The organism is Bradyrhizobium sp. HKCCYLRH3073, from assembly GCF_051167995.1.
Classification (GTDB): domain Bacteria; phylum Pseudomonadota; class Alphaproteobacteria; order Rhizobiales; family Xanthobacteraceae; genus Bradyrhizobium.
The window spans coordinates 112175-133511 of record NZ_JBNPUD010000013.1 but is presented as its reverse complement, the minus strand read 5'-3'; the positions used below and the strand labels follow the sequence as shown (position 1 = coordinate 133511).

Sequence of the window (21337 nt, the reverse complement as noted above, 5' to 3'; positions counted from 1 at the left end):
CGGGGCATATGATCTGGTCTGAATGACCCCGCCGCGTCCGGCTGGGGATGGTGGCGGGCTTCGGTTCCCGGCGCCGCGGCGGCCATGCCATAGTGCCGGCCGATCACCGTCGCGCCCCTGCTCGGCCGGGGGACGACGTGTCTGAGAAGGAGACCGCTCTGCGTCATGGCAGGCGACAGCGAAAAATCCCGGCTCGACGACGCCGCCCGCGCCGGCTGGCTGTATTTCATCGCCGGCCACACCCAGGACGAGATCGCCCGGATGCTGCAGGTGTCGCGCGCCTCGGCGCAGCGGCTGGTGTCGCTGTGCCTCGCCGAGCGGCTGATCACCTTCCGACTCGAACACCCGATCGCGTCCTGCATGGCGCTCGCGGCGCAGCTCAGGGAGCGGTTCGCGCTGGTGCATTGCGAGGTGGTACCGACCGATCCGGCCGCCCCGGCGGGCGCCGCGGGGATCGCCGAGCGCTGCGCCAACCTGCTGGAGACGACCTTGCGCGCCGAGACGCCGGTCATCATTGCGCTCGGAACGGGGCGGGCGGTGCGCGCCGCGGTCGAGCGCGTCTCGCCGATCGATCGCCCGGAGCATCAGATCGTCTCGCTGGTCGGCAACATCCTGGCCGACGGCTCGGCGAGCTTCTTCGATACCGTCGGCCGGCTCGCCGACCGCACCGGCGCGCGGCATTATCCGATGCCGCTGCCGTTCCTGATGGGCAGCGAGGACGAGCGCGACCGCATGGTCCGGCTGGATGCCATCGCCAAGGTCAAGGCGGTCGCCGACAAGGCCGATCTCAAGCTGGTCGGCATCGGCCAGATGGACCAGAAGGCGCAGATGCATGTCGACGGCTTCGTCACCCGCGACGAGCTCACCGAGATGATGCGGCTCGGGGCCATCGGCGAGATCACCGGCTGGGCCTATGACGCCGGCGGCAAGGTGATCGCTGGCGGCACCAACCGCCGGCTCACCAGCATTCCGCCCGAGGTGCCGGCCCGCGCCATGACCATCGCGGCGGCGCTGGGGCCGGCGAAGATCCCAGCGATCCGCGCCGCACTGACCGGTCGTCTCATCAATGGCCTGATCACCGACGAGGCCACGGCGCGCGCCGTCCTGGGGTGAATGCCCGCGGCGCTGCGCTTCCTTCTATCAAAGTCCGATCTCTGTCGCGCCGCACAACCTGTGGGCGCCGGCGCATGCTTGACAAAGCCCGACCGGTGTTGTGAACATCAGCTCAGCCCGTGAGCATATATTCAAAAGACACGGGAAGGGAGGAGACCGTGAAGACCATCTTCACTCGGACGAGCACGCTTGCCGCCCTGATGGGCGCCGCCACGCTGCTGACAGTTACGCCCGCACTGGCGGAGACGAGCCTGACCATCGCCACCGTCAACAACGGCGACATGATCCGGATGCAGGGCCTCACCAGCGAATTCACCAAGGCCAATCCCGACATCTCCGTGAAATGGGTGACCCTGGAAGAGAACGTGCTGCGCCAGCGCGTCACCACCGACATCGCCACCAAGGGCGGCCAGTTCGACATCCTCACCATCGGCACCTACGAGGTGCCGATCTGGGCCAAGAAGAACTGGCTGGTGCCGCTCGACAAGCTCGGCGCCGACTACGACGCGAACGACATCCTGCCCAAGATCAAGGACGCGGTGTCCGTCGACGGCAACCTCTACGCCGCGCCGTTCTATGGCGAGAGCTCGATGGTGATGTACCGCACCGACCTGTTCGACAAGGCCGGGCTGAAGATGCCGGAGAGCCCGACCTGGGACTTCGTCATCGACGCCGCCAAGAAGCTCACCGACAAGCAGGCCGGCGTGTTCGGCGTCTGCCTGCGCGGCAAGGCCGGCTGGGGCGAGAACATGGCGTTCCTGACCGCGATGTCGAACTCGTTCGGCGCGCGCTGGTTCGACGAGAAGTGGCAGCCGCAATTCAACACGCCGGAATGGAAGAAGACGCTGTCGACCTATGTCGAGCTGATGAAGGAGGCCGGCCCTCCCGGCGCCAGCTCCAACGGCTTCAACGAGAACCTCGCGCTGTTCAACTCCGGCAAATGCGCGATGTGGATCGACGCCACCGTGGCGGCCTCGTTCGTGACCAATCCGAAGGAGTCCAAGGTCGCCGACAAGGTCGGCTTCGCGCTGGCGCCGAACACCGGCCTCGGCAAGAACGCCAACTGGCTGTGGGCCTGGAGCCTCGCGGTGCCCGCCGGCTCCAAGAAGGTCGAGGCGGCGGAGAAGTTCATCGCCTGGGCGACCAGCAAGGACTATCTCAAGCTCGTCGCCTCGAAGGATGGCTGGGCCAACGTGCCGCCGGGGACGCGCACCTCGCTCTACAAGAACGAGGAGTATCTGAAGGTCGCGCCGTTCGCCAAGCTGACCTTGGCTTCGATCGACGCCGCCGATCCGAACCATCCGACGGTGAAGCCGGTGCCTTATGTCGGCGTGCAATACGCCGCCATTCCTGAATTCCAGGGCATCGGCACCGCGGTCGGGCAGCAGTTTTCTGCCGCGCTCGCCGGATCGATGACAGTGGATGCGGCGCTCGCGGCGGCACAGTCCGCCACCGAACGTGAGATGAAACGCGCCGGCTACATCAAATAGGCGTGCCAAGTCTATCAGCTCGACAAGAAACTCCTCCCGAGCTGATCACTGGCGGCCATCCCTCCCCACAGGGATGGCCGCATTTTCTCTCCGATGCGGATGGGACCTGCGAGCATTCGCAGGGTGGGCAAAGCGAAGCGTGCCCACCGCGTCACGACAACGGTTAAGATGGTGGGCACGGCGCTTTCGCGCCTTTGCCCACCTTACGGGAAGCCCCGGACTCCGTCATTGCGAGGAGCGAAGCGACGAAGCAATCCAGAGTCACGCCCGCGACCCTGGATTGCTTCGCTTCGCTCGCAATGACGGCGGTTTTTACCGAGCAAGCAGTTCATCGAGCAGACGGACAGCAGCAATGGCCACCAGACAGACGCAACTGCTCGCCCGGGCGCTGATGTCGCCGGCGGTGATTCTGCTGTTCATCTGGATGATCGTGCCGCTGGCGCTGACGATCTACTTCTCGACCTTGCATTTCAGCCTGCTCGATCCCGGCTCGGAAAGCTTCGTCGGCTTCGAGAACTTCACCTACTTCCTCACCGATCCGGCCTTCCTCGCCTCGCTGCAGAATACGCTGGTGCTGGTCGGCTCGGTGCTGCTGCTGACCATCGGCCTCGGCATTCCCCTTGCGATCCTGCTCGACCAGCCCGTGATCGGCCGCAACATCATCCGCCTGATGGTGATCGCGCCGTTCTTCGTGATGCCGACGGTTAGCGCGCTGGTGTGGAAGAACCTGCTGATGCACCCGGTGTCCGGCCTGTTCGCGTGGATCGCGACCTCGCTCGGAATGACACCGGTCGACTGGTTCACCGACGCGCCGCTGCTCGCGGTCATCTTCATCGTGGCCTGGCAGTGGCTGCCGTTCGCCACGCTCATCCTGCTGACCGCGCTGCAGTCGCTCGACGAGGAGCAGAAGGAGGCCGCCGAGATGGACGGCGCCAGCGCGCTGTCGCGCTTCATCTACCTGACTGTGCCGCATCTGGCGCGCCCGATCACGGTGGTGATCCTGATCGAGACCATCTTCCTGCTCACGGTGTTTGCCGAGATCTTCGTCACAACCGGCGGCGGGCCGGGGCTGCAGACCACCAACATCGCCTTCCTGGTCTATTCGCAGGCGCTGATCCAGTTCGACGTCGGCACCGCCTCGGCCGGCGGCCTCGTCGCGGTGGTCATCGCCAACATCGTCGCCTTCTTCCTGGTCCGCATCGTCGGCCGTAACCTCGAGGCGTAACACCATGGCGCGCAAGGTCACCGGACGTCATGTCGCGATCTCGACCGTGGCCGCGTGGCTGGCGGGGTTCGTGATCTTCTTCCCGATCCTGTGGATGGTGCTGGCGAGCTTCAAGACCGAGCTGGAGGCGTTCGCGACGCCGCCCTCGTTCCTGTTCTTCCACTGGACCACCGAGAACTACGTCACCGTGCAGGAGCGCAGCGACTATCTGCACCACGCGCTGAACTCGCTGATCGTCGCCGGCGGCTCGACCCTGATCGCGATGCTGATCGCCATTCCGGCGGCGTGGTCGATGGCGTTTGCGCCGACCAAGCGCACCAAGGACATCCTGCTCTGGATGCTCTCGACCAAGATGATGCCGCCGGTCGGCGTGCTCGTTCCGATCTATCTGATCTACAAGAACATGGGGCTGCTCGATACGCGGACTGGGCTGGTCTTCATCCTGTGCCTCGGCAATCTGCCGATCGTGATCTGGATGCTGTTCACCTACTTCAAGGAGATCCCCAAGGACATTCTCGAGGCAGCGCGAATGGACGGCGCCACGATCGGGCGCGAGCTGATCTACGTGCTGACGCCGATGGCGATCCCGGGCCTCGCCTCGACCCTGCTGCTCAACCTGATACTGGCCTGGAACGAGGCGTTCTGGACCTTGAACCTGTCGACCCTGGAGGCGGCGCCGCTGACGACCTTCATCGCCTCCTATTCGAGCCCCGAAGGCCTGTTCTGGGCGCGGCTGTCGGCGGCTTCGACGCTCGCGATCGCGCCGATCCTGATCATCGGCTGGTTCAGCCAGAAGCAGCTCGTGCGCGGGCTGACCTTCGGCGCAGTGAAGTAATAAAGGGGCTGAATCATGGGACGGATCACGCTTGAGGGTGTGCAGAAATCGTTCGGGCCGGTCCACATCATCAAGGGCGCCGACCTCGACATTCCCGACGGTGCCTTCGTGGTGTTCGTCGGCCCCTCCGGCTGCGGCAAGACCACGCTGCTGCGCCTGATCGCAGGGCTGGAAGATGTCTCCGGCGGCCGCATCCTGATCGACGGCAACAATGTCGTCGACGTGCCGCCGGCCAAGCGCGGCCTGTCGATGGTGTTCCAGTCCTATGCGCTGTATCCGCACATGAGCGTGCGCGGCAACATCGCCTTCGGCCTGAAGATGGCCGGGCTGCCAAAGGCCGAGATCAACAGCAAGGTCGAGGCCGCCGCGGCGACCTTGAACCTCACGCCCTATCTCGACCGCAAGCCGCGCGAGCTCTCCGGCGGCCAGCGCCAGCGCGTCGCGATCGGCCGCGCCATCGTGCGCGAGCCGAAAGCGTTCCTGTTCGACGAGCCGCTATCCAATCTCGATGCCGCGCTGCGCGTGCAGATGCGGCTCGAGGTGACGCGGCTGCAGAAGCAGCTCGGTACGACGGCGATCTACGTGACGCACGACCAGGTCGAGGCCATGACCATGGCCGACAAGATCGTGGTGCTGAACGCCGGCCGCATCGAGCAATATGGCTCGCCGATCGAGCTCTATCAGCGACCCGCCAATCTGTTCGTCGCCGGCTTCATCGGCTCGCCGAAGATGAACTTCATCACCGGCGCGGAAGCGGACAAACACCATGCGACCACGATCGGCGTGCGGCCCGAGCATGTCGCGGTCGTCGATGAGGGCGTCGGAGGCTGGCCCGGCAAGGTCGTGATCGCCGAGCATCTCGGCAGCGACACCTTTCTCTACGTCGACGCCGGCGCGCTGGGCACGCTGACAGTGCGCGTCGTCGGCGAGAAACGGCTCAGTGCCGGCGACGCTGTAACGCTGCGGCCCGAGCCCAGCCGCATCTACCGCTTCGACCAGAGCGGCAATTCGATCTTCGCATGAGAGGTGACGTCCCCTCCGGGCGTCAACGACAACAACGGACCACGACGATGTATCTCGAAAAATTCAAACTGAACGGCAAGACCGCGTTGGTCACCGGCGGCGGGCAGGGCATCGGCCTGGCCTGCGTCGAGGCGCTGGCGGAGGCGGGCGCGCATGTGGTGATCGCCGATCGGGATGCGAAGGCGGCCGCGGACGCGCAGGCGGCGATGAAGGCCAAGGGCTTCACCACCGAGACCGCGCTGATGGACGTGACCAATTCGGCGCAGGTTGCGGCGGTCGCCGACGATCTGGTGGCGCGCTACGGCAAGGTCGACATCCTCGTCAACAATGCCGGCATCGCGCGCAGCGAGACACCGGCCGAGACCGTCACCGACGAGCACTGGCTCAACGTGCTCGATGTCAACCTCAACGGCACCTTCTGGTGCTGCCGCGCCTTCGGCCAGCACATGCTGGCAGCCAAGAGCGGCAGCATCGTCAATATCGGCTCGATGTCCGGATTCATCGTCAACAAGCCGCAGGAGCAGTGCTTCTACAACGCCTCCAAGGCTGCGGTGCACCATCTGACCAAGTCGCTGGCGGCCGAGTGGGGCGCGCGGGGCATCCGCGTCAACGCGGTGGCGCCGACCTATATCGAGACGCCGCTCAACGCCTTCGTGAAGAGCAATCCGCGCATGTACGACGCCTGGATCGGCGGAACCCCAATGGGCCGCATGGGTCAGGTCGAGGAGATCGCCTCGGTGGTGCTGTTCCTGGCCTCCGAGGCGGCAAGTTTGATGACCGGCAGCGTCGTCGTTGTCGATGGCGGCTACACTTGCTGGTAAGCTCTCGTCAAATTGACGGGAGCGGAACATGCAGGCCTTTGTCGGTGTCGATGTCGGCACGACCAGCACGCGCGCCGGAGTTTTCGACAGTCACGGTCGGCTGCTTGCCGCGGCGCGGCATCCGATCCAGACCTGGCATGAGGCCGGCGATGTCGTCGAGCAATCGTCCGACGACATCTGGCGCGCGTGCTGCGCGTCGGTCAAAGCCGCGCTGGCGGAAGCGGGGATCGCGCCGGATCTGATCAGGGGGATCGGCTTCGATGCCACCTGCTCGCTGGTCGTGCTGGACCGCCAGGGTGCGCCGGTCACCGTCAGCAGCTCCGGCGACGCCCGCCGCAACGTCATCGTCTGGATGGATCATCGCGCGCTGACGGAGGCACGCGACATCAATGCGACCGGGGACGACGTACTGCGCTATGTCGGCGGCTCGATCTCGCCGGAGATGGAGATGCCCAAGCTCCTGTGGCTGAAGCGGCATCTCCGCAACAGCTTCGACGCCGCCGGCCACTTCTTCGATCTGGCCGACTTCCTGACCTGGCGCGCGTCAGGCTCGCTGGCGCGCTCGATGTGCACGGTCACCTGCAAATGGAATTATCTCGCCCACGAGACGCGCTGGAGCGCAGCCTATTTCCGGCGCATCGGGCTGGAGGATTTCGTCGCAGACGATTACGCGCGGATCGGCACCGAGATCGTCGCACCGGGCACGCCGCTCGGCCGCGGGCTGTCCCGCGTCGCAGCCGAAGAGCTCGGGCTTGCCCCGGGCACGCCGGTCGGCGCCGCGCTGATCGATGCCCATGCCGGCGGCATCGGCGCCATCGGTGGCCGAGCGGCTGACGGCGGTGAGGTGAATGTCTGCGACCGCCTCGCCTACATCATGGGGACCTCGGCCTGCATCATGGCGACGACGCAGGCGCCGTCCTTCGTGCCCGGCGTATGGGGACCTTATTATCAAGGCATGGTGCCTGGGTCCTGGCTCAACGAGGGTGGCCAGTCCGCCGCGGGCGCGGCGATCGACCATCTGCTGCGCTCGCACCCGGCCTCTGTCGAGGCGACCGCTGCGGCGCGCGCGGAAGGGCTCGACCTGATCAGCCTGCTCGAAAAACGGATCATGGCGCGGGTGCCCAATGCCGGCAGTGCGGCGCTGCTGGCCCGTGATCTCCACATTCTTCCGGAATTTCTCGGCAACCGCTCGCCCTATGCCGATCCGGATTCGCGCGCCGTCATTGCTGGCCTCGATCTCGATGCCGATATCGCGGCGCTGGAGCGGCTGTTCGTGGCGGGGTTGTGCGGGCTCGCCTATGGCCTGGCCGACGTGATCGATGCCTTCGCCGCCAATGGCGTCACCAGCCGCACGCTGGTGATGGCCGGCGGCGCCTCGCGCAGCCCACTGGTGCGCCAGATCATGGCCGATACGACCGGGTTGACGGTGGCGCTGCCGGGGACCCAGGAGCCGGTGCTGCTCGGGGCGGCCATGCTGGGCGCGGTCGCCAGCGGCGCCTTCCGTTCGATCGTCGACACGATGGCCTCGATGTCCACGCTGGGGCGTCTCAGCGACCCGACCGATCCGAACATCGCGGCCTTCCATCGCCGCAAGCGGCGCATCCACGGCATGCTGCGGACGCTTGATCGCGAGAGCCGTTCCGTGATGCATGGGGGCCACGGGGAGGCATGACCATGATCCTGAGCTGCGGTGATGCGCTGATCGATTTCGTCCCGGCCAGATTGCCCGACGGGCGCGATGCCTTGCGGCCCGTGGTCGGCGGCTCGTGCCTGAACGTCGCCGTCGGTGTGGCCCGGCTCGGTGCGCCCACGGGCTTCGTCGGCGGCATCTCGACCGACCTGTTCGGCAGCATGATCGCGGCGCATGCCCAAGGCTCGAACGTCGACCTCGGCTACGCCACGCGCAGCCCGGACCAGACCACGCTCGCTTTCGTGCGCCATGTCGGCAGCGAGGCGCAGTATGCCTTCTACGACGCCGAGACCGCCGCGCGGAAATGGACGTTCAGACCCGGCAGCATCCCTTTTGCTGACATCGACGCCATCCATGTCGGATCGACCACGCTGATCCACGATCTCGGTGCCGCGGAGACCCGTGCGCTGATCGCCGCCACGCAAGGCACGGTGACGATCTCCTTCGACCCGAACTGCCGGCCGAATCTCGTGACCGACAAGGCCGCCTATCGCGCCGGCATGGATAGATTTGCCGCGAGCGCCGATCTGATCAAGATGTCGGATGTGGATTTCGACTATCTGCATGGCCACGACGATTACGCCGCACGGGCCGACGCGCTGCTTTCGCGCGGCACCAGCCTGGTCGTCGTCACCCGCGGCCCCAACGGGGCGCTCGGCTGGCATGCGCAGGCCGGCGCGGTCGAGGTCTCGGTCCCCCAGGTCGAGGTGGTCGATACGATCGGCGCCGGCGATACGTTCCAGGCGGGTCTCCTGTTCGCGTTGCGCAAGCTCGGCCGCATCGGCCGGGAGGCCCTGAAGGCATTGAGCCAGACTGAAATGCGCAAGGCGCTCGCCTTTGCCGGGGCGTGTGCGGCCGTCACCTGCACCCGCGAGGGCGCCGACCCGCCGCGCTGGGACGACATGGCTGCAACCTGGGATCGCCTGGGCTGAAGCACCCCATTGCACTCGTCATTGGGAACTGGTTGGCTATTCCCCCGTCATATGTGAGGTCCGGACAGCGGAGCGCGATCGCGAAGCGTCCTTGTCGGGGCCGCCGAAATCATGACGCGACAACGAGTTGCAGGGAGGAGAACTATGGCAGTCGCCGCCAGGACCGAGCCGCTGTCCCGTCACGCGCTGGCCTTCGTGCTGGCAGGCGGCCGCGGCAGCCGCCTGCTCGAACTCACCGACCGGCGTGCCAAGCCGGCGGTCTATTTCGGCGGCAAGTCGCGCATCATCGATTTCGCGCTGTCGAACGCCGTCAATTCCGGCATCCGGCGCATCGCCGTGGCGACACAGTACAAGGCGCACAGTCTGATCCGGCATCTGCAGATGGGCTGGAACTTCTTCCGTCCCGAGCGCAACGAGAGCTTCGACATCCTTCCGGCGAGCCAGCGCGTCTCGGAGACCATGTGGTACGTCGGCACGGCCGACGCCGTGTACCAGAACATCGACATCCTCGAGACCTACAACACGAAATACATCGTCGTGCTGGCCGGCGACCACATCTACAAGATGGACTACGAGCTGATGCTGCAGCAGCATGTCGACCAGCGCGCCGACGTCACCGTGGGCTGCCTGGAGATGCCGCGTGAGGAATCCTCAGGCTTCGGCATCATGCACATCAACGATGACGACACGATCCGCGACTTCATCGAGAAGCCGGCCGATCCGCCGCCGATGCCGGGCAAGCCCGACAAGTCGCTCGCCAGCATGGGCATCTATGTGTTCGACGCCAAGTTCCTGTTCGAGGAGCTGAAGCGCGATGCTGCAGACCCGAACTCGAACCATGATTTCGGACGTGACGTCATTCCCCACATCGTCAGGAACGGCCGCGCCGTCGCCCATCAGTTCTCGCGCTCCTGCGTTCGTGCCGATCACGATCCGCGCAGCTACTGGCGTGACGTCGGAACCGTCGACGCCTATTGGGCCGCCAATCTCGACCTGACGGACGTCGTGCCGGAGCTCGATCTCTACGACCGCTCCTGGCCGATCTGGACCTATTCGGAGATCACGCCGCCGGCCAAATTCGTTCACGACACGGATGGCCGCCGTGGCGAGGCGACCTGCTCGCTGGTCTCCGGCGGCTGCATCGTCTCCGGCGCACAGGTGCAGCGCTCGCTGCTGTTCACCGGCGCGCACCTGCATTCCTACGCCAGAGTGCAGAACGCGGTGCTGCTGCCCTACGTCAACGTCGCCCGCCACGCCCGCCTGACCAACGTCGTGGTCGACCGCGGCGTGCAGATTCCGGAAGGGCTGGTTGTCGGCGAGGATCCGGAGTTCGACGCCAAGCGGTTCAGGACCACGGAGAACGGCGTGACCTTGATTACCCAGCCGATGATCGATGGGCTCAATTCATGACGCCGCTGCGCGTTCTGTCGGTTGCCTCCGAGGTCTATCCCATCGTCAAGACAGGCGGTCTCGCCGACGTCGTCGGCGCGCTGCCCTGGGCGCTGCTGGCCGAGGACGTCGAGGTCCGCACGCTGATTCCCGGCTATCCCGCCGTGATGAAGGCGCTGGAGCAGGCCAGCGAGATCAGCTCATTGCCGAACTTCTTCGGCGGCAACGCCCGGCTGCTCGGCGGCAGCCATGGTGCGCTCGATCTGTTCGTGCTCGATGCGCCGCATCTCTACGACCGCGAGGGCAACCCCTATCTGGGGCCCGACGGCAAGGATTGGCCGGACAACGCGTTCCGCTTTGCCGCGCTGGCCCGCGCGGCGTCCTATATCGGGCTCGGCGCGGTGCCGGCCTTCGTCCCCGACATCGTCCACGGTCACGACTGGCAGGCCGGGCTGGTGCCGGCCTATCTGCTCTACAGCCACCGGCCGCATCCGGGCACGGTCATGACGGTGCACAATCTGGCGTTCCAGGGCCGCTTCCCCCGTCATTTCCTGCCGCCGCTCGGACTGCCGCCGGAATCGTTCTCGATCTACGGCCTCGAATATTACGGCGACATCAGCTTCCTCAAGGCGGGGTTGCAGTTCGCCGACAAGATCACGACGGTGTCGCCGACCTATGCGCGGGAGATCCAGAGCGACGAGCACGGCATGGGCCTCGGCGGCCTGCTGCGGCAGCGATCGTCCGACCTCGTTGGCATCCTCAACGGGATCGACACGGCGGTGTGGGATCCCGGCAGCGATCCGGCGATCGCCTCTCATTTCGGCATCGACCGGATCGAGGCGCGGGCGCCCAACAAGGCTGCGCTGCAGACGCGCATGGGCCTGCAGGTGGCGCCGGAGACGTTCCTGCTCGGCGTCGTCAGCCGGTTGACCTCGCAGAAGGGGCTCGACCTGCTGCTGTCCTGCCTGCCGACCTTGACCAGTAGCGGCATCCAGCTGGCCCTGCTCGGCGACGGCGAGGCCGAGCTGCGCGACGCGTTCCGCGCCGCGGCCGCGAACGATCCCGGAAAGATCGGCGTCGTCATCGGCTACGACGAGGGCTTGGCGCATCTCATCCAGGCCGGCTGCGACGCGCTGGTCGTGCCGTCGCGGTTCGAGCCGTGCGGGCTGACACAGCTCTGCGCGTTGCGTTATGGCGCGCTGCCGATCGTCACTGCGGTGGGCGGTCTCGCCGACACCGTCATTGACGAGACGGAGGCCGGCGTCGCCGCGACCGGGTTCAAGTGCGCGTCCGTGACAGCGGAGGCGCTCGACCAGACCCTGCGCCGCGCCGCTGCGGCCTTCTACGCCGCGCGCAGCAACGCCTCGAATTGGACCCGCATGCAGCTCAACGCGATGCTGACCGACGTCTCCTGGCGCCACCGCGCCGGTCGTTATGCCGAACTCTACCGGCAGATCGTCGCGCAGCGGCGTCCGGCAGGCTGAGCGCCGCGGCGTGCGGGTCAGGACGCCTATGTCTCGATGAGAACCTTCAACGCATGGGTCTTGGCCGCGGCGCCGAACGTCTCGTAGGCATCAAGGATCTGATCAAGCCTGAAGCGGTGGGTGATCAGCCGCTTCGGCTCGAGCTTGCGCGACTGCACCGTCTTCAGCAGCATCGGCGTCGTCACCGTATCGACCAGCCGTGTCGTGATCGCGATGTTGCGGTCCCACAGCTTCTCCAGATGCAGGTCGGCCTTGACCCCGTGCACGCCGACATTGGCAATCACACCGCCGGGGGCGATGATGTCTTCGCAGGTGACGAACGTCGCGGGCACGCCGACCGCCTCGATCGCCGTGTCGACGCCGCGGCCGTTCGTCAGGGCCATGACCTTGTCGACCGCCTTGCCGTCGGTGTTGTTGATGACGCTGGTGGCGCCGAAGCGGGTGGCGACCTCGAGCCGGTTGTCGTCGAGGTCGATCATGATGATCTCGGCCGGCGAATAGAATTGTGCCGTCAGCAGCGCCGCCAATCCAATCGGACCGGCGCCGACGATCGCAACCGTCGAACCCGGCTCGACCTTGCCGTTGAGCACGCCGCATTCGAAACCGGTCGGGAGGATGTCGCTCAACATCACCAGCGCGTCCTCCTCGGTGCCCGCGGGCACGTGGTAGAGGCTGGTGTCGGCGTGAGGCGTCCGCACATACTCCGCCTGGGTGCCGTCGATCTTGTTGCCGAGGATCCAGCCGCCGTGGCGGCAGTGCGAATACATGCCGCCCCGGCAATAGTCGCACGTTCCACAGGCCGAAATGCAGGAAACGATGACGTGGTCGCCCGGCTTGAACGCGCGCACGGCGCTGCCGACCGCATCGACCACACCGACACCCTCGTGACCGAGAATGCGGCCCGGCGTACATGTCGGCACGTCACCCTTGAGAATATGAAGGTCGGTCCCGCAGATCGTCGTCTTCAGGATTTTGACCACCGCGTCGCCCGGCTCGATGACGGTCGGCTTCGGGCGCTCGTCCAGGGATTTCTTGCCGGGACCATGATAGACCAGGGCTTTCATGACTTACCTCCGCAGGTTTCTGCCCGGAGGATGGATGGCGCAAGAGAGGTCGCGCGCCGTTGAGGCGTATCAATCCTGACCAGAGTCCCTATCACTATCGTGTGTCCCGGGTGGCCAGGGCGAAATGCGGACGGCGGACGCGCGTCGCGCATCCAATGCAGTCCAGCCCGGCTCAGATCACATACGCATCGCTCTGGACGCATCGGCGCGGCTCGCGGATAGTCTCCCGGCTTCCTACCATTCCGCGTGAGATTTCATGACCGACAGCCAGCCTTCGTCCGTGTCCTTCGACCTGATCATCCGCGGCGGCACCGTCATCGACGGCACGCGTGCGCCACGCTTCGAGGCTGATGTCGGCATCAAGGATGGCCGCATCGTCGCCATCGGCGGGTTTGACGGCCGGAAGGCCACGCGCGTGATCGACGCCACCGGCCTCATCGTTGCGCCGGGCTTCATCGACTCCCACACCCATGACGACAGCGCCGTGCTGGTCGATCCCGACATGACCTGCAAGGTCTCGCAGGGCGTGACCTCCGTCGTGACCGGCAATTGCGGCGTCAGCATCGCGCCGCTGAAGCCAGGCTCGCCGCGGCCGATGCCGCTCGGCTTGCTATCGCCAAGCGAGGGACAGGTGGTCGAGTATGCCGCGTTCGCCGACTACGTCGCCGCGTTGCGCGCGGCGCCGGCTGCGGTCAACGTCGCGCCGATGGTCGGCCACACCGCGCTGCGCGCCTCGGTCGTGAGCGATCTCGGCCGGGCCGCGACGGACGTGGAGATCGCCGAGATGCGCGCGCATGTGCAGGAGGCGCTCGATGCCGGCGCCATCGGGGTTTCGACAGGGACGTTCTATCCGCCGGCGGAGGCGGCGCCGACCGAGGAGATCATCGAGGTCTGCCGTCCGCTCACCGGCAGCGGCGGCGTGTATGCGACGCATATGCGCAACGAGGCGAACGAGGTCATCCAATCGCTGGAGGAAAGCTTCGCCATCGGCAAGGCACTCGACGTCCAGGTCGTGATCTCGCATCACAAGGTGGTGGGCCCTGCCAATTTCGGCCGCACCAGGGAGACGCTGCCGCTGATCACCAAGGCGATGAGCTGCCAGTGCGTCGCGCTCGACTGCTATCCCTACAACGCCTCCTCGACCATGCTGCACACCGACCCGGCCAAGCTGCAGGTCAAGGTCGTCGTCGCGGCCTCCGGACCCCATCCGGAAGTGGCGGGGCGCGATCTCGCCGACATCGCCGCCGATTGGGGCGTCGACCGGCTCGAAGCCGCGAAGCGGCTGCAGCCGGCGTCGGCGATCTACTTCGCGATGGACGAGGCCGACGTGCAGACCATCCTCGCCTTCGAGCCGACCATGATCGGCTCCGACGGCCTGCCGTTCGGCGAGCGTCCGCATCCGCGGCTCTGGGGCACATTCCCGCGTGTGCTCGGCTACTACTGCCGCGAGCTCGAGCTGTTCCCGCTGGAAACTGCGGTGTGGAAGATGAGCGGGCTGACGGCGCAGAATTTCGGCATCAAGGGACGCGGCACGCTCGCGGTCGGCAACCATGCCGACATCACGCTGTTCGATGCGGCCAGCGTGCGCGACGGCGCGACCTATGATGCCCCCTGCGTGCCGGCCGCCGGCATCGAGGCCGTCATCGTCAATGGCGCGCTGACCTGGTGGCAGGGCGCGCATCAGAAGGCGCATGCGGGGCAGGTGATCACCCGCGGTACGCTGCAGTGAGCTACGTGGCCATCGCGCGCGCGAATTCCGGGTAGCATTCCGCGAGCTCGTCGCGGATCCGGCCGCGGATCAGCTCGACCGTGGCGCGATCAGGGCCGGCCGTCGCCGGCACGAGTTCCGGCGCCGCGTATTCGAACCCGGTTCGGTCGCGGACGTCCTCGGCCGTGTAGCCGGGATGCACCGAGCGCAGCCGGAAGCCGCCGCGCTCGCGGTCGAAATCGAACAGCGCCAGGTTGGTCAGCAGCGCATGCGGGCCGCCGCGCCGCTTCACCTCCGGCGTGGTCGCGGCGGCGCTGACGAAGTCCACCTTCGGCACCAGCACGCGCGGCGAATGCTCCTCGCGAAACAGGATCACCCGCGGGATCAGATGATAGAGATAGGCCGAGCCGAACGAGCCCGGCCAGCGCACGTCCATCCGCGGATAGTCGCCGGTGCCGACCAGGTTGATATTCCCGGCACCGTCGATCTGGCCGCCGCCGAGAAAGAACGCGTCGACGCGGCCCTGCGCGGCGCAGTCGAACAGCTCGACGCCGCCATTGGTGAAGAAATTGTGCCGGCTGGAGCCGAGGATCGAGATGCGGACCGGCGGCTTGCCCCTTTGCGCGTTGCGTGCGCGCAGCAGCATCGCGCCGGCCGCCGGGACCGGCGACGAGGCGCCGACGGCGACGTGGCGGACGCCGTCGAGCAGGTCGGCGATGACGGTGATCAGCGTTTCCTTGCGCGCGCGCTCGTCGTGCATGGTCATGCCACCTCCCTGCTGCGGCTCAGGAAGCCGGAGAGATAGGTGCGAAAGCCTTCGTCCGTACGCGCCATCGCGGCGTAGCGCGAAGGCTCCGCGCCATCGGTCTCGTATTCGTCCCACAGCGGCAGCGGCCAGGCGCCGTTCTCGGCGACCGCGATGGCATCGACATAGAGCGCCGGCAGTACGCCGGCGGCCGAGTCTTCGGTCGCCATCAGATCGCGATCGACGATGCGCTCGACGGTGACCAGCGTGCGCTTCGCCGCATAGGCCATGGTCGCCAGCTCACGGTAGCGGCCGATGCGGACGTTGCCGAAGCGGTCGGCCTCGGGCGCGTGGAACAGTGCCACGTCGGGCGTGATCGCCGGCACCACGACGACCTTGCCGGGCTCGCCGACGGGACTGTCGATCACTTTCCAATCGGGGCGGACCCGCAACAGGTCGCTGCCGATGATGCCGGCGATCGGCATGAACGGCACGCCCTTCTGCCCGGCCAGCAGGCCGGCATGGATCGCAGGGCAGGTGGCATCGCGCAAGGTGATGCTGCCGTCGCGCACGGCCGCGACAAAGCGCGGTGCGCCGCCGGCCTCGCCGAGCGAGACGGCGCTGGTTTCCACCACCGTCGCCACGCCGGCGCCGATCAGCAGATCGGCCTGCAGGCCTGATATCGGTACGCAGACGAGATGCAGCCCGGTGAGGCCGGCCTCGATCATGGCCGCTGTTGCCGCCATCGAGACGCCGGCACGGTCGACCGGGATCGCGATCGATTGCCCCGGTGCGATTGATGCGACGAGCGCCTCCAGGCCGACCATCTCTGTCATCGGCTTATCCTCCCGTTGTTGCTTGGCCGCCGAGTGTAGCGATGGGCCGCGGGTCTGTCAGTGCGCGTATGCGATCGTCGAGCCGCGGATGATGAGCTCCGGCGCCAGTACGATGTGGTCGGTCACGGCCTCGCGCCCGGCAAGGCGGTCGAGTAGCAGCCGCGCCGCGGCTTCGCCCATGTCGCGCTGGGCGATCCGCACCGTGGTCAGCGGCGGCGCGACCATGTCGACGAACGGCATGTCGTTGTGGCCGACCACGGAGACATCGCCGGGGCAGGCGAGGCCGCGCGCGGCGAGCGCATCATAGACGCCAAGCGCCAGCAGGTCATTGGCGGCGACGATGGCGGTTGGGCGCGTCCGCCGCGCGAGCAGGCGCAGCGCAGCCTCGCGACCCGCCGCCCGCGTATAGGCTTCGACGGCTTCGACCGGCGCATGGCGGCCGGACAGTCCCGCAGCCAAGATGCTGGCCTCGAAGCCGGCGCGGCGGCGTGCGCCGGTCGAGATGTGCTGCGGGCCCGCGACGTGACCGATGCGGCGGTGGCCGAGGGCGACGAGATGCCGGACGGCGAGCCGCATGCCGGCGGCATCGTCGCTGGCGGCCGACGGCAGGAGTCCGGCGGCATCGACGCGATTGACCAGCACCACCGGCAGCGCTGCGTCCAGGCAGTGCTTCACGACATTGTCGCGCAGGCTCACCGTCGCCAGCACCAGACCGTCGACGCCGCGGGCGATCAGCCGGTCGACCAGATCCTGCTCCGAGCCCTTGCTGCCGACGTCGACGACGATCGTCGCATAGCCCTCGGCGTTGAGATGGTCGGCGATGCCGGACAGCACGGGCGGGAAGCCGGGGTCGGCGATATCGGGCGCGAGCACGCCGATCAGGCCGCTGCGCCCGGTGCGCAGGCCCTTGGCGGCCATGTTCAGCCGATAGCCGAGCGCGTTCGCGGCGGCCTGGATCCGCTCCACGACATCACTCGCCACCAGATGCTTCATGGCCGGGCTGAGGGCGCGCGACACCGTGGAGGGATGCACGTCGCAGCGCGCCGCGACATCCTTGATCGTCGGGCGTGAGGACGCCGTGGCGCGCGGGCTCCTGGTCGATGGCGACGTCCGTTTCATCTCCGCTCCCTGATGCCGCAGCGCAACGACGTTTTGATCGCGCGGTACCTTGACACAATTTGCGTGCATGCAATAAATCCGGCTCTGCAATCGATTGCAATAGCACAATGGGAAACGCCCACATGACAGCCAGCGCGTTGAAGCCGCATCTGGTCAGCCCGGAGCATCTCGATCCGCATTGGCGCTGGGGGCGGGCGATTCCGTCGCATGGCCATGTCTCGGTGGATTTCGAGCGCCGCGTCGATTTCGACAGGTTGCGGCGCTACCGGCTGGCGCGGGCGCGCGCAGCGCTGAAGGCGTCGGGCTATGGTGCGCTGCTGCTGTTCGACGTCAACAACATTCGCTACGTGTCCGGCACCAAGATCGGCGAATGGGAGCGCGACAAGCTGTGCCGTTTCGCGCTGCTGGCCGGCGACGGCGAGCCGATCGTGTGGGATTTCGGTTCGGCAGCCGTCCATCATCGTCTGTTCTGCGACTGGCTGGCGCCGGAGAACTGCCGGGCCGGCATGCTCGGCATGCGCGGCACCGTGCCGCCGGCGGTCGGGCTGATGAAGGCGCATGCCGAGGAAGTGATGAGCCTTTTGCGCGCAGCCGGCGTTGCCGACATGCCGGTCGGCGTCGACCTCGCCGAGACCGCGATGTTCTTCGAGTTGCAGAAGGCCGGCATGAAGGTGGTCGACGGCCAGCAGGTCATGCTGGACGCGCGCGAGATCAAGAACATCGACGAGATCATGCTGTTGAATCAGGCCGCGGCCATGGTCGACGGTGTCTACCATTCGATCTACGAGCACCTGAAGCCGGGCGTGCGCGAGAACGACATCGTCGCGCTCGCCAACAAGATGCTCTACGAGATGGGCTCCGACGACGTCGAGGCGATCAATGCCATCTCCGGCGAGCGCTGCAATCCGCATCCGCACAATTTCACCGACCGCATCCTGCGTCCGGGCGACCAGGCGTTCTTCGACATCCTGCAGTCCTATCAGGGCTACCGGACCTGCTACTACCGCACCTTCAACGTCGGCCGCGCCACGCCGGCGCAGCACGATGCCTACAAGCAGTGCCGCGAATGGCTCGACAATGCGATCGCGCTGATCAAGCCGGGCGTCTCGACCGACACCGTCGCCAAGGTCTGGCCAAAGGCCGAGGAGTTCGGCTTTCCCTCGGAGATGGCGGCCTTCGGCTTGCAGTTCGGCCATGGACTTGGACTTGCGCTGCATGAGCGTCCGATCATCTCCCGGCTGGTCTCGCTGGACAATCCGATGGAGATCAAGACCGGCATGGTGTTCGCGCTCGAGACCTACTGTCCGGCGACCGACGGCTTCTCGGCTGCGCGGATCGAGGAGGAGGTCGTGGTCACCGACAAGGGCTGCCAGGTGATCACGCTGTTTCCTGCGGAAGAGCTGCCGATCGCCAACCGCTACTGAGCGGATAGGCAATGCGCCCAATAGAGCGATCTTTGTGATTTTCGTCATTGCGAGCGAAGCGAAGCAATCCAGGGCGGGAGTCGTGACTCTGGATTGCTTCGTCGCTTCGCTCCTCGCAATGACGAAGACTGTGATCAGTAACGAGGAGAGGACGATGACCGCGACGCATTCGCTCGGCTGGATCGGCATGGGGCGCATGGGCTATCCGATGGCTGAGCGCCTGCTCAAGGCCGGCCACAAGGTGTCGATCTACAATCGCACCCGCGCCAAGGCCGAGCCGCTGGCGGCGAAAGGCGGCGTCATCGTCGATCATCCCCGCGATCTCGCCGCGTGCGACATCGTGTTCACGATGGTGTCGACCGGCAAGGATCTCGAGCAGGTGTATTTCGGCGACCACGGCCTGGTGGCCGCAAGTTCTGGATCGCGTCCCCAGATCCTGGTGGACTGCTCCTCGATCGGTATCGAGCAGTCGGAGGCGATCGCCGCCAAGCTGAATCAGCTCGGTTGCGAGTTCGTTCGCGCGCCGGTGTCCGGCAATGGCAAATGCGTCAAGGCCGGCAAGCTGTCGTCGGTCGTCTCCGGCCCCAAGGCCGCGTTCGATACGATCGAGCCGTATCTCGCCAAGATCGCCGTCTCCGGCGTGTCCTATGTCGGCGAGGGCGAGCTCGCGCGCATCTGCAAGATCGCGCACAACGTGTTCCTCGGCGTCGTGATCCAGAACCTCGCCGAGATCACCATCCTGGCGCAGAAGGCCGGCGTGCCGCGCCATGCCTTTCTCAACTTCATGAATGCCAGCGTGATGGGCTCGACCTTCACGAAGTACAAGAGCAACGCGCTGGTCAATCTCGATTGGACCACGACCTTCACGCCGCCGCTCTTGCGCAAGGATCTCGATCTCGGCCTGTCGGCGGCGCGCCAGCTCGACGTCGCCATGCCGGTGACGGCGGCGACGCGCGAGGCGCTGCAGGCCCATGTCGGCGCCGCCTCGCTGCAATCGGACCCGGCCGCTTATCTGGAGAAGGATTTTGCGGCGCTGCTGGAGACGGTGGCGCTCGCCGCCGGTCTCAAGCTGCAGCCGGAAAACGTGCCGATGCCGACCGGGCTGGAAACCGAGGGCTAAGCAGGCGCAGGGGTCGTGAGGGCCCGCCAGCGCGTGTCGCGCGCCGACGGCCGGCGGTGCAGGCGGGTGTCGAGCACCTCGCGGGCCTGGGTCAGCGCGCCGCTGCGGATCAGGGACAGGATGTAGGTGTCCTCGATCACCTCGCGCTGGGCGTGGCTGCCGCCGATGCGGGCGAGGTCGCCGATGACAGGGGTGAGCTCACGCGCGCAGGCGCGCCAATTCTCTTCGGCGAAGGCGCGCAGCGCCCGCAGCATGTGCGGCACGATGCGGCCCGCCGGCAGCGTGCCTTCGGTCTGCCGCCGCTCGATCGCGGCGAGACGGCCCTTGAGCGCCGCGGTATCATCGGTGGCCGCAGCGATCATCACCAGGTGCATCTCGATGAAGGCGAGCGTCGAGCCCGTGAAACGGGGGCTGGCATAGGCCGCCACCTCGGCCCAAGCGCCACCCGGCACGGTGTAGTTCTCCGCCAGCAGTCGCCACAGCAGCGAGGCGCAGTCCGACAGCGTGTTGAGCGGCGGCGCGGTGTCCATCGTCGGTACCAGCACGTCGGTGTAGACTTTGAGTGCCCCGGCGGCATCGCCGCGGTCCAGGGCGCCGAGCGCCTGGTGCCAGCAGATATGACCGTGCAGCATCCCGGTGCGATCGTAGTCGCCGATCCACCCCTCGACGAGCGCATCGGCCTCGTCCAGCGCACCAGCCTCGAACATCGCATGAAGCAGCGCATGCACGGCATAAGCGTTGTGCCGGCGCAACGCGAAGCTGCGCTCGGTGACGGCGCGTCCCTGCGCGATATCACCGGCCTCGGTGAGCGCCCAGCCGTGGTTCGATAGGAACCACCAGTCCTCGCCATAGGCGGCGGCAAACCGGTCGCACAGCTCGCGTCGGGCGGCGTCGTGATCTCTGCGACCGGAAAAGGCCAGCAGGCCGAAGGCGCCGAGCGGCAGCGCCATGATCATGGCGTCACGCGGCCAGCTTTCCAGATGGGCCAAGGTCGCGTCGAGCGCGTCGGTGCCGCGGCCCTCGATGGCGAGCACCAGGGTCGCGACATGGCTCTGCTCGTGCGGCGTGCCGCGCCTGGCAACGAGGTCGCGGGCGCGCTTGATGGTCTGCAGCGCCGCCTCGCGCTGCATATAGATGGCATGAATGCGCGCGCGGGCGGCGTGCGCCAGCGCGAAATCCGGATCGAGCATGATCGCCCGCTCGAACGCATCTGCCGCGCTGGGCCAGAAGGCGAGCAGCAGGTCGACGCCCTCGCGATAGGCCGCGGCCGCATCAGTGGAGGCGGTCGACAGGGGCAGGCCGTAGCGATCCTCCTCCAT

At 66.8% G+C, this 21337-nt stretch carries 18 protein-coding genes; 13 read left to right on the top strand and 5 right to left on the bottom strand.

Annotated elements, in window-relative coordinates; all coding sequences use genetic code 11:
* The first annotated feature begins 165 nt into the window (after positions 1-165).
* From ACQR1X_RS26260 to glgA, 10 genes are all read left to right on the top strand, one after another.
* Positions 166-1113, top strand: coding sequence for a sugar-binding transcriptional regulator (locus ACQR1X_RS26260; RefSeq protein WP_316181057.1), 948 nt, complete (start codon positions 166-168; stop codon positions 1111-1113).
* 200 nt (positions 1114-1313) lie between these two features.
* Positions 1314-2603, top strand: a complete 1290-nt coding sequence (locus ACQR1X_RS26255) for an ABC transporter substrate-binding protein (RefSeq protein WP_434847163.1) — start codon at positions 1314-1316, stop codon at positions 2601-2603.
* Positions 2604-2955: 352 nt separating this feature from the next.
* Positions 2956-3828, top strand: coding sequence for a carbohydrate ABC transporter permease (locus ACQR1X_RS26250; protein ID WP_434899911.1), 873 nt, complete (start codon positions 2956-2958; stop codon positions 3826-3828).
* Between the two features lie 4 nt (positions 3829-3832).
* On the top strand, positions 3833-4663 hold the full coding sequence (locus ACQR1X_RS26245) for a carbohydrate ABC transporter permease (RefSeq protein ID WP_315804651.1): 831 nt from the start codon (positions 3833-3835) through the stop codon (positions 4661-4663).
* Positions 4664-4678: 15 nt separating this feature from the next.
* Positions 4679-5686, top strand: coding sequence for an ABC transporter ATP-binding protein (locus ACQR1X_RS26240; RefSeq protein WP_434899910.1), 1008 nt, complete (start codon positions 4679-4681; stop codon positions 5684-5686).
* 47 nt (positions 5687-5733) lie between these two features.
* Positions 5734-6507 carry an SDR family NAD(P)-dependent oxidoreductase gene (locus tag ACQR1X_RS26235; RefSeq protein WP_434838060.1) on the top strand — a complete coding sequence of 258 codons (774 nt, stop codon included), beginning with the start codon at positions 5734-5736 and terminating at the stop codon, positions 6505-6507.
* A 28-nt stretch (positions 6508-6535) separates the two neighbouring features.
* Positions 6536-8179: an FGGY-family carbohydrate kinase gene (locus tag ACQR1X_RS26230; protein WP_434899909.1), complete on the top strand. Its 1644-nt coding sequence runs from the start codon at positions 6536-6538 to the stop codon at positions 8177-8179.
* Between the two features lie 2 nt (positions 8180-8181).
* Entirely contained in the window at positions 8182-9129 is a 948-nt protein-coding gene (locus ACQR1X_RS26225) for a carbohydrate kinase family protein (protein WP_316218063.1), read from the top strand.
* Positions 9130-9273: 144 nt separating this feature from the next.
* Positions 9274-10539 carry a glucose-1-phosphate adenylyltransferase gene (gene glgC / locus ACQR1X_RS26220; RefSeq protein ID WP_315804646.1) on the top strand — a complete coding sequence of 422 codons (1266 nt, stop codon included), beginning with the start codon at positions 9274-9276 and terminating at the stop codon, positions 10537-10539.
* Entirely contained in the window at positions 10536-12002 is a 1467-nt protein-coding gene (gene glgA, locus ACQR1X_RS26215) for a glycogen synthase GlgA (RefSeq protein WP_315804645.1), read from the top strand. Before glgC ends, glgA begins: the two co-directional genes overlap by 4 nt.
* 26 nt (positions 12003-12028) lie before the next feature.
* On the opposite strand, the gene ACQR1X_RS26210 is transcribed toward glgA, so the two are convergent.
* Positions 12029-13066: a zinc-dependent alcohol dehydrogenase family protein gene (locus ACQR1X_RS26210; RefSeq protein ID WP_434874310.1), complete on the bottom strand. Its 1038-nt coding sequence runs from the start codon at positions 13064-13066 to the stop codon at positions 12029-12031.
* A 256-nt stretch (positions 13067-13322) separates the two neighbouring features.
* Here ACQR1X_RS26210 and ACQR1X_RS26205 point away from each other — a divergent pair, with 256 nt between their 5' ends.
* Positions 13323-14795, top strand: coding sequence for an N-acyl-D-amino-acid deacylase family protein (locus tag ACQR1X_RS26205; RefSeq protein ID WP_434895802.1), 1473 nt, complete (start codon positions 13323-13325; stop codon positions 14793-14795).
* A 1-nt stretch (position 14796) separates the two neighbouring features.
* Here ACQR1X_RS26205 and ACQR1X_RS26200 read toward each other — a convergent pair whose 3' ends face one another.
* From ACQR1X_RS26200 to ACQR1X_RS26190, 3 genes are read right to left on the bottom strand one after another with little or no spacing between them, the layout of a single operon-like run.
* A complete protein-coding gene (locus ACQR1X_RS26200; RefSeq protein WP_434895801.1) occupies positions 14797-15540 on the bottom strand; it encodes a CoA-transferase in 744 nt (247 codons plus the stop codon).
* Positions 15537-16355 carry a CoA transferase subunit A gene (locus ACQR1X_RS26195; protein ID WP_434899908.1) on the bottom strand — a complete coding sequence of 273 codons (819 nt, stop codon included), beginning with the start codon at positions 16353-16355 and terminating at the stop codon, positions 15537-15539. Before ACQR1X_RS26195 ends, ACQR1X_RS26200 begins: the two co-directional genes overlap by 4 nt.
* 57 nt (positions 16356-16412) lie before the next feature.
* On the bottom strand, positions 16413-17474 hold the full coding sequence (locus tag ACQR1X_RS26190) for a LacI family DNA-binding transcriptional regulator (protein ID WP_434895799.1): 1062 nt from the start codon (positions 17472-17474) through the stop codon (positions 16413-16415).
* A gap of 122 nt (positions 17475-17596) precedes the next feature.
* Here ACQR1X_RS26190 and ACQR1X_RS26185 point away from each other — a divergent pair, with 122 nt between their 5' ends.
* Together ACQR1X_RS26185 and ACQR1X_RS26180 are read left to right on the top strand one after the other, a co-directional pair.
* A complete protein-coding gene (locus tag ACQR1X_RS26185) occupies positions 17597-18898 on the top strand; it encodes a M24 family metallopeptidase (protein WP_315758877.1) in 1302 nt (433 codons plus the stop codon).
* Between the two features lie 154 nt (positions 18899-19052).
* Positions 19053-20018, top strand: coding sequence for an NAD(P)-dependent oxidoreductase (locus ACQR1X_RS26180; protein WP_316181080.1), 966 nt, complete (start codon positions 19053-19055; stop codon positions 20016-20018).
* On the opposite strand, the gene ACQR1X_RS26175 is transcribed toward ACQR1X_RS26180, so the two are convergent.
* The gene (locus ACQR1X_RS26175) at positions 20015-21337 is read right to left on the bottom strand and encodes a tetratricopeptide repeat protein (protein ID WP_434899907.1); all 1323 of its coding nucleotides are present in this window, start codon (positions 21335-21337) and stop codon (positions 20015-20017) included. The genes ACQR1X_RS26180 and ACQR1X_RS26175 overlap by 4 nt on opposite strands.

Coding starts and splice junctions, on each gene's coding strand:
- ACQR1X_RS26190 (WP_434895799.1), bottom strand. CDS start 17,474: ATGAAACGGACGTCGCCATCGACCAGGAGCCCGCGCGCCACGGCGTCC.
- glgA (WP_315804645.1), top strand. CDS start 10,536: ATGACGCCGCTGCGCGTTCTGTCGGTTGCCTCCGAGGTCTATCCCATC.
- ACQR1X_RS26175 (WP_434899907.1), bottom strand. CDS start 21,337: ATGGAGGAGGATCGCTACGGCCTGCCCCTGTCGACCGCCTCCACTGAT.
- ACQR1X_RS26200 (WP_434895801.1), bottom strand. CDS start 15,540: ATGACCATGCACGACGAGCGCGCGCGCAAGGAAACGCTGATCACCGTC.
- ACQR1X_RS26255 (WP_434847163.1), top strand. CDS start 1,314: ATGGGCGCCGCCACGCTGCTGACAGTTACGCCCGCACTGGCGGAGACG.
- ACQR1X_RS26185 (WP_315758877.1), top strand. CDS start 17,597: ATGACAGCCAGCGCGTTGAAGCCGCATCTGGTCAGCCCGGAGCATCTC.
- ACQR1X_RS26245 (WP_315804651.1), top strand. CDS start 3,833: ATGGCGCGCAAGGTCACCGGACGTCATGTCGCGATCTCGACCGTGGCC.
- ACQR1X_RS26240 (WP_434899910.1), top strand. CDS start 4,679: ATGGGACGGATCACGCTTGAGGGTGTGCAGAAATCGTTCGGGCCGGTC.
- ACQR1X_RS26235 (WP_434838060.1), top strand. CDS start 5,734: ATGTATCTCGAAAAATTCAAACTGAACGGCAAGACCGCGTTGGTCACC.
- ACQR1X_RS26250 (WP_434899911.1), top strand. CDS start 2,956: ATGGCCACCAGACAGACGCAACTGCTCGCCCGGGCGCTGATGTCGCCG.
- glgC (WP_315804646.1), top strand. CDS start 9,274: ATGGCAGTCGCCGCCAGGACCGAGCCGCTGTCCCGTCACGCGCTGGCC.
- ACQR1X_RS26180 (WP_316181080.1), top strand. CDS start 19,053: ATGACCGCGACGCATTCGCTCGGCTGGATCGGCATGGGGCGCATGGGC.
- ACQR1X_RS26195 (WP_434899908.1), bottom strand. CDS start 16,355: ATGACAGAGATGGTCGGCCTGGAGGCGCTCGTCGCATCAATCGCACCG.
- ACQR1X_RS26230 (WP_434899909.1), top strand. CDS start 6,536: ATGCAGGCCTTTGTCGGTGTCGATGTCGGCACGACCAGCACGCGCGCC.
- ACQR1X_RS26210 (WP_434874310.1), bottom strand. CDS start 13,066: ATGAAAGCCCTGGTCTATCATGGTCCCGGCAAGAAATCCCTGGACGAG.
- ACQR1X_RS26225 (WP_316218063.1), top strand. CDS start 8,182: ATGATCCTGAGCTGCGGTGATGCGCTGATCGATTTCGTCCCGGCCAGA.
- ACQR1X_RS26260 (WP_316181057.1), top strand. CDS start 166: ATGGCAGGCGACAGCGAAAAATCCCGGCTCGACGACGCCGCCCGCGCC.
- ACQR1X_RS26205 (WP_434895802.1), top strand. CDS start 13,323: ATGACCGACAGCCAGCCTTCGTCCGTGTCCTTCGACCTGATCATCCGC.